13 protein-coding genes are annotated in these 14080 nt (G+C 33.9%); 10 read left to right on the top strand and 3 right to left on the bottom strand.

Going from position 1 to position 14080, the window contains the following annotated elements:
* Nucleotides 1-35: 35 nt before the first annotated feature.
* The 9 genes from HMPREF1222_RS07380 to HMPREF1222_RS07340 all read left to right on the top strand — a co-directional run bounded on the left by HMPREF1222_RS07380 (nucleotide 36) and on the right by HMPREF1222_RS07340 (nucleotide 8792).
* Nucleotides 36-947, top strand: coding sequence for an InlB B-repeat-containing protein (locus HMPREF1222_RS07380; protein WP_016518875.1), 912 nt, complete (start codon nucleotides 36-38; stop codon nucleotides 945-947).
* 320 nt (nucleotides 948-1267) lie between these two features.
* A complete protein-coding gene (locus tag HMPREF1222_RS07375; RefSeq protein ID WP_016518874.1) occupies nucleotides 1268-1669 on the top strand; it encodes a hypothetical protein in 402 nt (133 codons plus the stop codon).
* 251 nt (nucleotides 1670-1920) lie between these two features.
* Nucleotides 1921-2388: a GNAT family N-acetyltransferase gene (locus HMPREF1222_RS07370; protein ID WP_016518873.1), complete on the top strand. Its 468-nt coding sequence runs from the start codon at nucleotides 1921-1923 to the stop codon at nucleotides 2386-2388.
* 248 nt (nucleotides 2389-2636) lie between these two features.
* The gene (locus tag HMPREF1222_RS07365) at nucleotides 2637-2903 is read left to right on the top strand and encodes a type II toxin-antitoxin system Phd/YefM family antitoxin (RefSeq protein ID WP_081636885.1); all 267 of its coding nucleotides are present in this window, start codon (nucleotides 2637-2639) and stop codon (nucleotides 2901-2903) included.
* Nucleotides 2893-3207 (top strand): type II toxin-antitoxin system RelE/ParE family toxin, encoded by a 315-nt coding sequence (locus tag HMPREF1222_RS07360; protein ID WP_016518871.1) that lies wholly within the window; start codon nucleotides 2893-2895, stop codon nucleotides 3205-3207. Before HMPREF1222_RS07365 ends, HMPREF1222_RS07360 begins: the two co-directional genes overlap by 11 nt.
* Nucleotides 3208-3242: 35 nt before the next feature.
* Nucleotides 3243-4577 (top strand): hypothetical protein, encoded by a 1335-nt coding sequence (locus HMPREF1222_RS07355; protein WP_016518870.1) that lies wholly within the window; start codon nucleotides 3243-3245, stop codon nucleotides 4575-4577.
* A gap of 88 nt (nucleotides 4578-4665) precedes the next feature.
* Nucleotides 4666-7224 (top strand): AAA family ATPase, encoded by a 2559-nt coding sequence (locus tag HMPREF1222_RS07350; RefSeq protein ID WP_016518869.1) that lies wholly within the window; start codon nucleotides 4666-4668, stop codon nucleotides 7222-7224.
* Nucleotides 7225-7393: 169 nt separating this feature from the next.
* Nucleotides 7394-8308, top strand: a complete 915-nt coding sequence (locus tag HMPREF1222_RS07345) for a DNA-methyltransferase (RefSeq protein WP_016518868.1) — start codon at nucleotides 7394-7396, stop codon at nucleotides 8306-8308.
* Nucleotides 8295-8792, top strand: coding sequence for a PD-(D/E)XK nuclease superfamily protein (locus tag HMPREF1222_RS07340; RefSeq protein WP_016518867.1), 498 nt, complete (start codon nucleotides 8295-8297; stop codon nucleotides 8790-8792). Before HMPREF1222_RS07345 ends, HMPREF1222_RS07340 begins: the two co-directional genes overlap by 14 nt.
* Before the next feature lie 315 nt (nucleotides 8793-9107).
* Here the strand turns inward: HMPREF1222_RS07340 and HMPREF1222_RS07335 are convergent, their stop codons facing one another.
* Genes HMPREF1222_RS07335 through HMPREF1222_RS07325 form a run of 3 tightly spaced genes read right to left on the bottom strand, consistent with a single transcriptional unit; the run spans nucleotide 9108 to nucleotide 12684 of the window.
* A complete protein-coding gene (locus tag HMPREF1222_RS07335; protein WP_016518865.1) occupies nucleotides 9108-11120 on the bottom strand; it encodes a hypothetical protein in 2013 nt (670 codons plus the stop codon).
* Nucleotides 11117-11542, bottom strand: coding sequence for a J domain-containing protein (locus tag HMPREF1222_RS07330; RefSeq protein WP_016518864.1), 426 nt, complete (start codon nucleotides 11540-11542; stop codon nucleotides 11117-11119). The genes HMPREF1222_RS07335 and HMPREF1222_RS07330 overlap by 4 nt, the downstream gene beginning before the upstream one ends.
* On the bottom strand, nucleotides 11542-12684 hold the full coding sequence (locus tag HMPREF1222_RS07325; protein WP_016518863.1) for an N-acetylneuraminate synthase family protein: 1143 nt from the start codon (nucleotides 12682-12684) through the stop codon (nucleotides 11542-11544). The genes HMPREF1222_RS07330 and HMPREF1222_RS07325 overlap by 1 nt, the downstream gene beginning before the upstream one ends.
* Before the next feature lie 287 nt (nucleotides 12685-12971).
* Here HMPREF1222_RS07325 and dnaN point away from each other — a divergent pair, with 287 nt between their 5' ends.
* Nucleotides 12972-14075 carry a DNA polymerase III subunit beta gene (gene dnaN / locus HMPREF1222_RS07320; protein ID WP_006188288.1) on the top strand — a complete coding sequence of 368 codons (1104 nt, stop codon included), beginning with the start codon at nucleotides 12972-12974 and terminating at the stop codon, nucleotides 14073-14075.
* Nucleotides 14076-14080: the final 5 nt, after the last annotated feature.

Raw genomic sequence — 14080 nt, 5'->3', positions numbered from 1 at the left:
GCAATAAAAAGGGTATCGCAAGGAGGAATGTTAAGATGAAACAGAAAAGATTAGTTTCAATGATTGAAGCATTAGTTTTAATAATTAGTGCAGTGATTTTAAATACTGGTTGTCTGCAACCGAATAGCAATAAGGGCAAAGAAGGATATAGCACTATTAATGATGGAGAGAATTTAAAAGATATTTCTAAAATATACAAAATAACAAAGAGTGGTATGAATTGTGTGATTTCTGTTTATCCTAATAAAGAGAAATATTCATATGGTGAAACTGTAGCTATTGAAGTAAAAGTGAATGAGGATTATGAATTTGAAAGTACCATAATAAATGGTAGAAAATATTATGCTCCCATTATAACATATAAAATTATTGAAGATGTAAATATATCTTCGACTGCTATTCCAGTAAAAAAGAAGTACTCAGTGAATATATTAAATCCTAATGGAGGAAGAATTCAAATTTCACCAGTTCAAACTGAATATGAAGAAGGATCAAAAATTATTATAAAGGCTATTCCTAATAATGAGTATATGTTAAAAAAAATTGTGAATAATGCTGAGCATACTAGTAGTACAATTGAATATTCAATATATAATAATTGTGAAATAAATGCAAAGTTCCAATCTTATTTGGATATAATTGATCCGGAAAGGAAAATCAAATGTGATTATGATGGACTGTATAATGTAATTGCTGGTAGTGGGGTTACTAGATATGTTGCAAAATTTAGTATTGTAAATGGAACTGATACGCCAATATATATTAATGGTGGACACTTATATTTAGACAAATACGTTAATGAGTATATTGTGAAAGATTATAATATTGAATTACTTCATGGGAAGTCGTTTTTTGATACATATAGTTCAAGTCACTCATACTTAAATGGTAAAATTGTTTGGAAAATATCTTGTAAAGGATTAAATATATCATTGACTGGCTATTAAAACGTAACTTAAATCAAAGATAATATAAGGAAGCTGATTTTCCTAGTATAACCTATTATTAATCAAAAATGAAAAACTTACAATTATTAAAAGAGTTATAATATGAAAGAAAAAAATATTCATTGTAATAGTTAATTTATTTGCTAATATATTAAAAAAAACAAGTATAAGTAACTAAACTATATTATTTTTTATGGAGTTTATATTCCTTACTTGAAAAATTAAGATTATAGATCATATTATGTAATATATTACCGTTATCTTCAACATGATTTTTTCTATATTTAATGAATGCTAATTAATAATTATAAATCAGAGAAATGGATATAAAACATTTGTTAAAATATGTAGAACTTTTTCATGATGTGATCATTGAGATAAGACATGATCTATCAATGGAATTTACCTTATTTCCAAAAGGAAGTTGTGGTTCAACATGTTTATTTCTTGGCTTATTTTTAATACAAAATGGATTTGAAGAATTTCAAATAATTACAGGTGAAAAGTATTTTTTTAATGGATACTTTCATCAAGAAATAAGCCTTTCTTGGTTAGAATGTAATCAATCACTAATAATTGATATTACAGCATATCAATTTCATGAAATAGAAAGTAAAGTAATTGTCACTAAGAATTCAGACTGGCATCGTACATGGAAAGTTGTTGAAAGAAATAATATTTTAGTATTTATAAAACTAATTTTATATTATCATCAGATTTGATAAATTATGAAAAAATAATTGAAAAGATAAATAACAAGAGTATTATATTAGAGACTTCCTAATTGTTTTAGTTTTATTTGTCTTATTATCCTACTGTATGACAGCCAATTTTGATGTGAATAAAATTTGAATTAGAGATGTTAAGGATGTTTCTTTGAAAAATTGCTAAATCTAAATCTTTTTAATTAAGATTGAATGCTATTTAAGATGATAAAATTGAAATATGGGTCTACAGACTTTATTAGTATGGGATGATTAGAAAAGCAACGGTTGCAGATGTATCGGTAATTCTTGATATTTATAACGATGGAAACAGTGTTTTTGGCTGGCCGGCACAGGATATAAAGTCAACTTTTGAAGAACAGGTTCAAAACGGAATCGTTTTTATAATGGAAGATAATGAGCAGCCAATAGCTTTTATTTCTATGCAGCCTGTTTTGAAAGAAGGAACTCATATATTTATGTCAGCATTATATGTTTTAAAAGAGCGACAACGAAGCGGCATCGGTTCTGAATTATTAGAATATGCCGAAAAAGAAATTTCAAAAGCAGGTAAATCTAAAAAGATTGTTTTGAAGGCACTAAAACCGTGCTTATGGGTAGAAACATTCTATAAAAAAAATGGATACACTGCATTAGATTCAAAAACAGGAGATACAATCTTAGATATATATTTTCCGGCGAAACCTTTTGAAACAGTCATGTTTAAAAATGTTTAGAATGAGAAAGTGCAAATGTTAATATTATGCTTTGGGATAGTTTGAGTTTATTATACGGAGGACAAAGATGGAAACATATTCCGAGTTCAATGATAAGAATATAAAAATGAAAATTAAGGAAGTATAAGTTTTAAATTTTCTCCCTATGATTATGTGAAAATTTATAAGGAATTTTACTGCTTTATTGTAAAAAAAGTATTTCCTATAGGCATAAAGGTGTTATTATGGTATAATAATACCATCAGGAGATTTATATGCCACAAATAGTACCAATTCGCGACTTAAAAAATACGAGTACGATTTCAAATCTTTGTCATGAAACAAATGAGCCGATTTTTATAACAAAAAATGGCTATGGTGATATGGTTATTATGAGCATGGAAACATATGAAAAAAATGCTTTTTTTAATGATCTTTATGATAATTTAGAAGAAGCAGAAATGGATTTGCAAAACGGCAGGGTTTCCGGTATTGATGAGGCTATAGAGGAGATAAAAAGTCGATATGATTTATGATGTTCAAATCACTGATAAGGCAAAGAGAGATTTGAATGAAATTGTAAAATATATAAAAGAAATACTTGTAAATCCAGACGCTGCATCAAGTTTATTAGATGATTTTTTTAGACAAAAATTTTTTTTAGCTGAAAATCCATATATGTTTCCTCGATGTTCTATTTTGAAATTACATAAGAAAGGTTATCATCGTTTTATATTTAAGAATAATTATATAGCATTATATTTAATTGATGAAAAGAAAAAGATAGTTACTATAATGCATATTTTTTATGCAAAACGTGATTATGGAAAATTATTATAAATACCTAACACCCGCACAGGGGCACTGGAAGAAGAATGAAAACAATACAAGATTTTTTAAATGATAGCACTTTTTCTTTTCCTGCAGTTCCGACAGGAACTGCATCTTCTATAGAAGAATTTTATGAAAACTGTATAAAAACAACATTGCAAAAAGATTCATCAATTGTAAAAGAATGGCATAATTTACTTGTAGAATATTCAAAAGATTCAGAATCAATATTACTAAGTCGTTTGTATGAAAGTCGAAAAGTCAATGGACAATGGGATACACGTCGTGGAATGGAAACGATAATGAATGATAATTTTTCCTATGCATTTGCATCGAATTTTTTCGCAAGAATAATTTATTCAATGGTATATGTAGGATTTGTTCCTGAATATAAAAATTTTAAGGATATGTTTATAAATCATATTTTCTCTTTATACTCATTTATCGGAACAACCGACTGTGAAAGAAAGTATTCATCGTTTGTAAATAAAGCTTACAAACCTGTATTCTATACACAAGGTTGGTATCTAGCACATATAATTTCTATAAATGACGAACAATTCTATAAATTTCCCAATGTTAATATTAAAGAAATCCTTGTACCTGGAAAACTGTCTGATTGGAAGTTATTTAATAATATATATAAGAGAAAACTGAATTATTCATTTACCAATGACGAAAAGAAAATCATAATTGCTCATTTTTTACGTTTTATAGATCCAATAAATTATTTTCTAGTTCCCAACCAGAATAATATAAATGTAAAATCTATAGGAGAAAATAAAAATGTAGTAGACTATATATTAAGACGCAGTTTTGAAGTATATGGAGACAGTTTTATAAACTTCTTGGATTTGGCGTTGGTTGATAAAAACACCATTCCTAAACAAAATCTTTCCGATTTAGGAAAAGAGAAGATTTTCACTCTCAAATTTTCAAACAAAAAAAGTAATGTAGAAAAAATTATTCCTGTAAAGAGCCAAAAGAATAATTTACTTCAAAGGAATCTCCCTAATAATGATGATATCATACAAAAAATATCATATTACAAATCTGGAAATATAAGTAAAGGTTTTTCCGAAACATCTTTGCGGTATGCAAATGATTATATTGATGTCGTTTCTTATTCGCATTCAAATAAGTGGTTAGATTCTATACATAGTAATATGGAAAAGATGTGGAGTATAATATATAAACCAAAGCATTCATTTTCAATGCTTAAGAATTGGAATAAGCTAATCAACTCGGAAAATATTGAAATTACAGATATAAAAAAAGGACAACATATTGGAAAATACGCAATTAGAATTAGAGGCATGAAGAAGTCACCGAATGATGAAATTATTAAGGAAATATTAGAGTATATTTTTGCAAAATAATAATCACCTAACACTGTTTTCAAAGCCGACAAACGGACAAGTCGTTTGCGGTTTAAAACAATGTTAGGTGTACATAAAGGGGTAAATTATGACATCAGCAACAAAAAACAAAAAAGAAATTGTTGATTTCCTTTGGGACTGGGCAGACAATTCTGATTGGGCTAAGTTATTGGTACATAAAGTCGTCAGCACTGAAAGCAGTTTACTTAAATCTGATAGAGAAGAAATATTTAAATATTTCTTGCATAAAATTGGATTGATAAAAGAGCTGCCTCCTCTAACAATCACAAAACCAAGTTATTCACCTGCTTCAAAAAAAATTGAGCTATCTGAACTTTCAGAAGTCACTGGTGTTAATAAACTGGCAAAGAAACAGACAATAACATTTGCACCAAACCTTACTGTCATTTATGGTGAAAATGGAACAGGTAAAACCGGATATGGAAGAATCCTAAAAGCTCTTGGATTTAGTTATGATCAAAATAACACCATCTTATCAAATATTTTCAAAGGAACAGAGCCTCAATCTGCTAAAATTGTTTTTGAAGCGAATGGTAGCCCCGAAACATTTGTTTGGACAGGAAAAAACAGAAATGAAGATCTAGCAAGCATCTCGGTTTTTAACAATAACTGTGTTCAAATCAGTCTCGATGGCAGTCGTCAACTGATTGTGTCACCTATAGGTTTTCATTTATTTGATCTCGTTTCTTCAGAGCTAAGTGCTTTAGGCGCTCTATTTCAAGATAAAAAAAATGAATATCCAGTTCAAGTTTCGTGGTTAGAAAATCTAAATTTAAATACCCCGCAACAGGTATTCATCAGTAATCTATCAAAAGACTCCGATGACCAAAAACTAACTGAGCTTTCGACCTTTGGTAAAGAACAAGCAAAAGAACTTCAGGTAAAAGAATTGGATTTATCAAATCTAAATAAAATATTACTGCAAAATGAGATTCGAGCATTAAACTATCAATGCTCAGAGCTGAACACAATTACTGAAAGAGTAGAACAAGCAAAAAAGGTCTTGAATGCTGATGTATGGAACCAACTAAAGCAGATTAATCAATCCATTGCTGAATTAGAAAAAAATACTCAAAAAGGCATTAGTGCGATTGCCTTATCAAAAGGCATTGAGTTCTATGAAACAAACGAGTTTAAAACCTTTTTAAGTTCAGCAGAAGCTTATATCAAAAAAATGGCTAAGCCCAATTATCCGCAAAATGAAGATGTGTGTATTTATTGCAGACAACCTCTTGAAGTTGATGCAAAGGAGTTATTAGAAAGTTATCGTAAACTACTGAATGACAAAACAGAAGAAAATTTAGCTAAACTTATAAAGTCTAAACATGATTTGATTAATTCCGTAAATGATATAGATACATCATTAAAGCTAAGCTATCCAAGCTTCGGAAGTGATGATAAAGATAATCCAATCCAACCAGAAGAATTGACTGCATATAATAGAGAGTTAGAAATTCTAAAGAAAAAAATTATTAATGATGAAATTTCAGATGACTTGGTCTTTAATTTGAAATGTGATGATTTTAAAACATTTATTTCTAATAAAGCAATACAACTTCAAGATTCTTTAAGCAAGAAAAACGAGTTATTAACAAATATCGAAACCAAAGAGAAAGAATTAAAAAAAGTTATAGCTGAATTGAAAGACCGTAAATATCTTTCTGAAAAAATTGATGAAATCAGGGATATAATTGTTAATCACAAAATATTGGCTATTCTAAATAAACACTCCAATTCCTTTTCTACAAGTTCAATCAGTAGGAAAACATCACAGGCTAGGGAAGAGCTGATAAGTCAGGATTTTAATAATATATTTCAAAAAGAATTAATGTCTCTTAGAAAATCAGAAATGCCAATAGAGTTAAGCTTTGGTACTGATAAGGGAAAGACAAAAATTAATCATAAAATCAGTAATCATCAATTATTGGAAATCCTGAGTGAAGGAGAGCAAAAAAGTATTGCATTAGCAGAATTTCTAACCGAATTGCAATTAGATACCATCAATGCCCCTGTAATTTTTGATGACCCTGTTAACAGTCTGGATCATAAGATAATCGATTCATTTGCAAAACGGGTTATACGCTTAAGCGAGCAAAGACAGGTTGTGGTTTTTACTCACAGCGTTTTACTTTTCAATAGTCTTCTTTACTCCAGCAATCAGCCAAGTTTCAAATACTTGAGTTATAAGTTTTACAATTCTCAGAAAGAGTATGATTTTGTGGGTGTAATTACTGAAGCTGAAGAAGAGAAAAATAAGGTAAAGCAGAATATCAGTAAAATTAATACATTAATCAATAGCAAACCCAAAGGCAGATCAGAAGCAGAAGTTGTAAAGGAAGGCTTTGGTGAGCTTAGAAGTGCTATAGAACTTTGTATTGAGCATGAAATCTTTAATGGTACTATCCAGAGATATCAAAAGCATGTTTCACTTGGTAAGTTTATTCAGGTCAATGCTGAAGGCTTATCTAAACATAAAGAGACTCTCAATGATATGTATGAGCGTTGTTGCGGATTCATTAATGCACATAGCAATCCTGAACTCGTTCATAACGATCCAACCATTGACGACCTAAGAGCTGATTTTGAGGAATTTAAAAAAATAAGATCGGAGTTTATTAAGAGCTAAAAGAAGAATTTAGAAATAAAACCTAACACTCGCTTCAACCTGACATTGCGGACGAGCCGCAAATGCAAGGTTAAGCGGTAGTTGTACGGATACCGCTGAAGCGGTACAAGATTTAGTCTATATATTGGATTTTTATCAATTATCCTATACAATGCTTATAGGAAGAGTTATGACTGAACAACAACATTTTCAGATAATTGATACTATACGATTCTCTGGGAAAACTTATGAAAATCTTATAGCCTCTATTGTTGAGCCTAAGACAATCTTAGAACCTTATTACGAGGATAGTGTTAATACTATTTTTAATATTGATTGCCTTGAAGTTCTCGAAAGGCTCCCTGATGAATCCATCGATATGATTTTTGCCGATCCTCCATATATGCTGTCAAACGATGGTTTTACGTGTCAAAACGGACGTATGGTAAGTGTGAATAAAGGTAAATGGGATAAAAGTAGTGGGCTTGAAACTGATATGGAATTTCATAATGCGTGGATAGCAGCTTGTAGGAGAGTCCTAAAACCAGAAGGGACAATTTGGATTAGCGGCACGTATCATAGCATTTATCAATGCGGATATTTATTACAAAAAAATAATTTTCATATCTTGAATGACATTGCATGGTTCAAACCCAATGCGGCGCCGAATCTAAGCTGTCGATTTTTTACAGCATCACATGAAACTCTCATTTGGGCACGAAAAGACAAAAAATCAAAGCATACATTCAATTATGATGCAATGAAAAATGGTCTTTTCCCTGAAGATAAATTGAAAAAAGAACATTCACAAATGCGATCGGTATGGTCAATCCCCACACCTCCAGCAGGAGAAAAAGAGCTTGGTAAGCATCCTACCCAAAAACCACTATCATTGTTAAAACGGATTATTTTAGCTTCAACAAATGACAATGCAATTATTCTTGATCCTTTTAACGGCGGCGGTACTACTGGTATAGCCTCTACAATTATAGGCAAGAGATATTATATTGGGATTGAAATTGATAAAGAATATTGTGAATTAACAAAAAGAAAATTAATGCAGATTTCAGATGATGAAGAGGAGATATATTTTGCAATCCAATGAGCAAGGTGCCTTAGCAAGCAATCAAGGTAAAATACTTGAAAAAACAGTTGAAACTACATTTCAAGCAAAAGGTTTTGAAATTATAAAATACCGAACATGGGATAAAAATCGCGAGAAGTATGGTAGTGAACTTCTATTAGAAAACTGTCCGTTTAAGAATATTTATCACCATGATGGAAATACGGAATTTTTGTTGAAATCGAAAAGATTTAATTGTGAAATCAGAATTGAATGTAAATGGCAGCAATCAAATGGCAGTGTTGATGAAAAATTTCCATACCTTTATTTAAATTGTATCGAAGCAATGCCTGAAAAAGAAATTGTTATTATTGTTGATGGAGGCGGTGCAAAAGCAGGGGCAATAACATGGCTACAAGAAACAGTTAAATCAAAAAAATATACATCTGATTCTAATAATGATAAGACCATTCATGTTTTTTCATTGGCCGAGTTTATCAAATGGGCTAATATTAGATTTAGATGATTCATATAACATCGTTTTCAAAGCCGGCAAACAAGATATGACCCGTTTGCAGTCTAAAACAATGTTATATGCGCAACCTTATAGACTGTTAAAGCAGCAGAAATATATGGAATGTTTTATCATCGGAAAAATACAATTGAATTTAAGCATATATAATTGATATATTGCCGATAACATGTTAGATAGATGGTTACAAAATACTGGAAAATAAAGGGTAATGAAGCAGTGGTTGGATTATTTTGGTATTATGTATAATTAGTCATTATTTCAATTAATAGTAATTAATTCGTATTAAAATGAAAACTGTATCCCCCCCTACACCCCCTTCTCCCGTGCCGTAATATGCAGCGTCTTTTCTACTTTTAATAGGAACGGAATGTTTTCCGCTTGAGCTTTCGTTTCTTGAGTATTGCCTTCAATCAAACTTATCCCGAACGGATTATCGTTTGACCACAGTACGACGGAGACAGTAAGCGCCGCATCTTTTTTACCCGAAAAATGAATAATGGCCGGAAAACTCGGACGCGGAGGAGACACAAACGTTGCCGTATCGCCGGAGGAACTTTGTTCAAATGCGACATCGGATTCAAAAATTGCAATATCATTGAGCGCACTCACCGTTACGGAAAACGCTTCTATCTTTAACAGAGAATCAATAGTAATAACGCCGATACTGCGTTCAAAATAATTTTCAAACGATGTCCGCACGGTCAAAAAACTATCCGCATTCTCCGCTGTATCCTGCGTATTTGTACGGGTGTAATCCGTTATAACCTCTTCTGCCGGCGGCTCGATATATTTTTTTATCACGGTACTTTTATCACCGTTAAGATGCTGAACCAGCATCCATCGATTATGAGCGGTATTTCTTGTTGCCGGCATCACAAATGTCCACAGCGTTAATGCAAGAAACAGCCCGCCCATAACTTTACATTGGATCGGTATTCTTAAAATCGGTTTAACGATCTTTCTTTTTTTATCAAAACTGAGACTAAGCCTGATTAAAAACAGATCAAACGGAACAAAAATACAGGCAGGCGCAAGATTTATAAAAAACATGATATGAAACATATAATCACGGTAAAGGATAATATGCATCGCAAACGGCATAAGCGGTAAAAACAGACATACGATGAATATAATCTGCAGTACAATATTTTTAAAATGATAAGCCGCTAACGAAACAAAATATATCACCATAAATATGATTGAAAACGAAAGATTGATAAATGAAAAAATAAAAATATTCAATAAACAAACCGCGTGCGCAATAAATCCGTAAATAAAACGATTGGCCGGAAGCGGAATAAATTTATTAAATGCGGTAACGGCAAACATAAAAAACAATGCAAATACATATTTAATCGAAAGCACCGTTAACGGAAACGCACTCAATTCTCCCATAGCTCCAAAGCGCACGTAAAAAAGTGCCTCGGCTATTTTAGAACCCAAGAAAAAACTGAGCCAATTTACCAAGAAAAAATAGCCCGGCATCCACCATAGTTTTAACAAATCCCTGATATGCTGATCCCGTTTTTTCCCGAATAAAAAACTAAAGAACATGAGCCATAGCAAAAAGACTATTGAAGACACAATCAGCGTTATAACAATATGCCGTTCATTGATGATTATCAGTTTCGTATGCAGCTTCCAGACAAAATAATGAGTATCCCATTCATTACTCATATTTTGAATAACGGCAGGCGCAATAGAAGAGAAAACCTCCGACAGATCCGCCCCGCTTTCTATCTTGATTGCCGGAATTTTTGCTTCATTATAAAGCCGTAAAAGAGGATCATCTGGCAGCCAGCCAAGCCGGTGGAACACAACCGCATTGGTATAAAAATCAACGGGAATGTTCTGTTGCTCCAGACAGGTATATACCGTCCTCAAAAGCCATGCAGGTGTTGTCCCCTGCGACGTTCCCGTAACAATCCGCGTATTATCAGCCCGAGCGGGAGCAATAAGGCATACGGCTGCATTCGGATACGCACTTAATGTTTGAATTAAAGATTGAGTACCCTCGTACCGCTTTACGGGAATGTCTACCGGTAATTCCGAAACATCATTTTTTGTAATAGCGACAATAATATGAACATCCGGTGCTTCAACAGATAATTGCTGCGCATATTTTTGCAGTTGTACAGTCGCTGCGGTAGATTGATTATCGCTACCTGCCGATGCGGTAAATACAATAACGTTATCCGTTTTAGGACCGAATTCATAAAAGATATTTTCTGCGATAAGCCCTTCAAGCGGGAAAAGAAGAAAAAGAAATATCCAAAAATACCGTACTGCCGGCAATACGTGTTTATGCACAAAGCTCATAAACTGTCATAATCCTGAACCTCACCGGTCGAAAACCATATTTCGATACGTTTATACGAACGGTTTATTCTTCGGACAATTGAAGCGGCTTGCTGCCGTGCCGATTCTTCGGGAATTACATCGGGATGATATTTTTTTAATAAGTGCTTCCATGCTTTTTTGCAATAATCGAGCGGAACACCCGGAAGCACTTGCAAAACGGCAAAATCCTCGGTTAAAACATCGGGCACAGGTACGCGTATTGGCTCCTTTTTTTGTTCAGGTTCTTTATATGTCCTTTTTTTAGGAACGCGCCTCTCTATTTTATTTCCGGCGCTCCGATATTTCCCCTGCCGTTCTTCTACAGCTTGCTCAAAAGGATCATCATCAGTCCCAAGCCTATCACGCAGCAAACTACCGAGCGTTTCATAATAATCCGACATTACGGTATCTTCCTTTCTATAATATCATTAAACACGGCGCCTGCTCCTCCCTTAACTTCTTTTTGCAAAACCGCCCCGACAAAGTAGTGTAAATATTCAGGGGATTCTCCTACGGTTAAATTCTTTTCCGTCCGTAAAACGGCAACATCATTATCTTTTAGTACGGTACCCTTCGGCAAATCTTTTACATAGTGCAGCGAACGGTTTGTTTTGCCGTAATTATCTTTTTCTGCAGCAGCAAGTTTCTTTTCGCCGCCGCCTATAATGTGCCGCAAAAAATCCTTTGAATAGCCGTACGTTTCCGCCGCATTAAAAATATTTTCATCGGATTTACCGGTTAAATTCCGCACTATACTCGACATCAGCAAAAACTGCGCCGGTTCCAGCGCAACGGGATCATCAAGACCGGCATCATTGCGGGAAAGACAAATATGCTTTTCTATAATACAGGCGTCGCACAGCAACCCCGCTATCGGAACGGCAGCCGGATCGAGCGAATGATCGCTAATCCCGACAGGACTGTTAAACAGCGCCGACAAGGATTGCAGTACAGCCGTATTGTAATCGGTTTCCGGCGCAGGATATGCCGTTACACAGTGGAGCAACGCCCGCATATCGGCCGGCAACCCGCACGCTTCCAAACAACGGATTACGCGTTCGATATCGCCGAGCATGGAAACCCCCGACGAAAGAATAACAGGCAATCCGAACGAAGCGACATGTTCAAGCAGCGGAAAATGATTAAGCTCCGGCGAAGCAATCTTTATAAAAGCCGGATTAAGCTGCCGCAGTTCATCGGCGGAACGGAGTCCGAACGCCGAAGCGGAAAAAAGCATCCCGCATTTATGCGCATATTGTGCCAGTTCAGCGTAAAAATCGATACTGCACTCGAGCTCTCTAAAGCGTTCATAAAGCGGAATTCTTCCCGTCGGTAAATTTACAAAACCGGTATCGGGGTGAAGAATTTCATCAGCATACACAATTTGAAATTTAACCGCATCCGCCCCGCTTTCTTTTGCAGCGGCAATCAACTCTTTTGCTTTCTGTAAACTGCCGTTATGCCCCGTACCTATTTCCGCAATAATCAAAACATGCTCTTGGGGTGAAAAAACTCTTTCTCCGATTCTAAACGCTTTTATCATACTAAGCCTTAGTATAGTAAAAACCTGCAATTCTGTATATCTACCGAAAACTGTTCATAAGCTCTGCATAACAGCAGCACAACTTGTTTATAACGCAGCTTTTACTGTGCATATTTTTTTCGACTGTGTATAATGATACAAATTGTGAACAATTCAATCATCATTATTAAATCGATAACTAACGGTCAAGCAAGGCTTTAACCTAAATATTAAGAAATTCACAGTGCCTACTATTACTATTACTAAATTTATATTATAATAAGATTAACCTCTTTTTAGGAGAAACTATGAAATTTACTTTTACTAAAGAAGTTTTACTTAAAGAAATGGCTATCGCCCAAGAAATTATTTCAAATAAAACTGCAATATCCATTTTATCCAATGTCTTGCTCATAGCAAAAGAAGGTAGTTTAACAATCCGTGCAACGGATATAAAAGTAGCCTTTGAAACAAAAATTCCCGTCGATGTTGCCGAAGAAGGTGCAACAACCGTTTTCTGCGATAAATTTACCAGCATTATCGCTTCAATGCCTTCAGGAGAAATAGAAGCGGAACAAAAAGATCAAAAACTTATTATCCGTTCCATCAGTAAAAAAGCAAAATTCTCTCTTAAAACCATATCAGATAACGACTTTCCTCCGTTTACCGATTCTTCAAACGTTCAGTTCTTTGAAGTTCCTGCAAAAGACTTTAAAGAGATGATCACTCAAACGATTTTTGCCGTTTCCGATGACGAAACCCGCTATTTTATGAACGGCGTATATATGGAAAAGAAAGAGAACAACCTTATTTTTGCTGCTACAGACGGCAGAAGATTGGCCTTTATTCAACATGATTTCGGTATTGCCTTACCCGACTTTAAAGGAAGTATCATCCCTCCAAAAATTCTTTCTATCGTGCAACGGCGATCGTCGGAAGAAGGAATGATCTCCATCGGTATAAGTGAGAAAAACATATTTTTCCGCTTTAACGCTTACAACTTTTCTTCCGTTTTAATCGACGGTCAATTCCCGAACTATGAACGGGTTATTCCCGAATCTCAAGCGCATCATTTTGAAGCTCAATGCGATGATTTCCTGCAGGCCTTAAAGAGAGTTGCCTTGCTCGTAGAACAAAAATCAAAGCGGATATTCTTAAAAATCTCCGACGGTACGCTTTCCATTACGTCAAATGAAAATGAACTTGGAACGGCAAACGAAGAAATTCCTTGCAAATACGAAGGTGAAGAAATAACGATTGCATTAAACTATATGTATCTTGAAGAACCGCTCAAAGTGCTCGGTTCCGAAAATATCCGAATAGAATTTACCGATCCGATGCGTGCCATTACATTACGGCCGGAAACGGACACTCATTTCTTCCATATCATTATGCCGATGCAGATGGAGTAGTATTC

This window comes from Treponema vincentii F0403 (genome assembly GCF_000412995.1).
Taxonomy (GTDB): Bacteria; Spirochaetota; Spirochaetia; order Treponematales; family Treponemataceae; genus Treponema; species Treponema vincentii.
Note: the sequence above shows the minus strand (reverse complement) of the source record. Positions and strands in the feature narration are given on the sequence as shown.

Coding starts and splice junctions, on each gene's coding strand:
- HMPREF1222_RS07380 (WP_016518875.1), top strand. CDS start 36: ATGAAACAGAAAAGATTAGTTTCAATGATTGAAGCATTAGTTTTAATA.
- HMPREF1222_RS07370 (WP_016518873.1), top strand. CDS start 1,921: ATGATTAGAAAAGCAACGGTTGCAGATGTATCGGTAATTCTTGATATT.
- HMPREF1222_RS07360 (WP_016518871.1), top strand. CDS start 2,893: ATGATTTATGATGTTCAAATCACTGATAAGGCAAAGAGAGATTTGAAT.
- HMPREF1222_RS07330 (WP_016518864.1), bottom strand. CDS start 11,542: ATGTCGGATTATTATGAAACGCTCGGTAGTTTGCTGCGTGATAGGCTT.
- HMPREF1222_RS07325 (WP_016518863.1), bottom strand. CDS start 12,684: ATGATAAAAGCGTTTAGAATCGGAGAAAGAGTTTTTTCACCCCAAGAG.
- HMPREF1222_RS07335 (WP_016518865.1), bottom strand. CDS start 11,120: ATGAGCTTTGTGCATAAACACGTATTGCCGGCAGTACGGTATTTTTGG.
- HMPREF1222_RS07345 (WP_016518868.1), top strand. CDS start 7,394: ATGACTGAACAACAACATTTTCAGATAATTGATACTATACGATTCTCT.
- dnaN (WP_006188288.1), top strand. CDS start 12,972: ATGAAATTTACTTTTACTAAAGAAGTTTTACTTAAAGAAATGGCTATC.
- HMPREF1222_RS07355 (WP_016518870.1), top strand. CDS start 3,243: ATGAAAACAATACAAGATTTTTTAAATGATAGCACTTTTTCTTTTCCT.
- HMPREF1222_RS07375 (WP_016518874.1), top strand. CDS start 1,268: ATGGATATAAAACATTTGTTAAAATATGTAGAACTTTTTCATGATGTG.
- HMPREF1222_RS07350 (WP_016518869.1), top strand. CDS start 4,666: ATGACATCAGCAACAAAAAACAAAAAAGAAATTGTTGATTTCCTTTGG.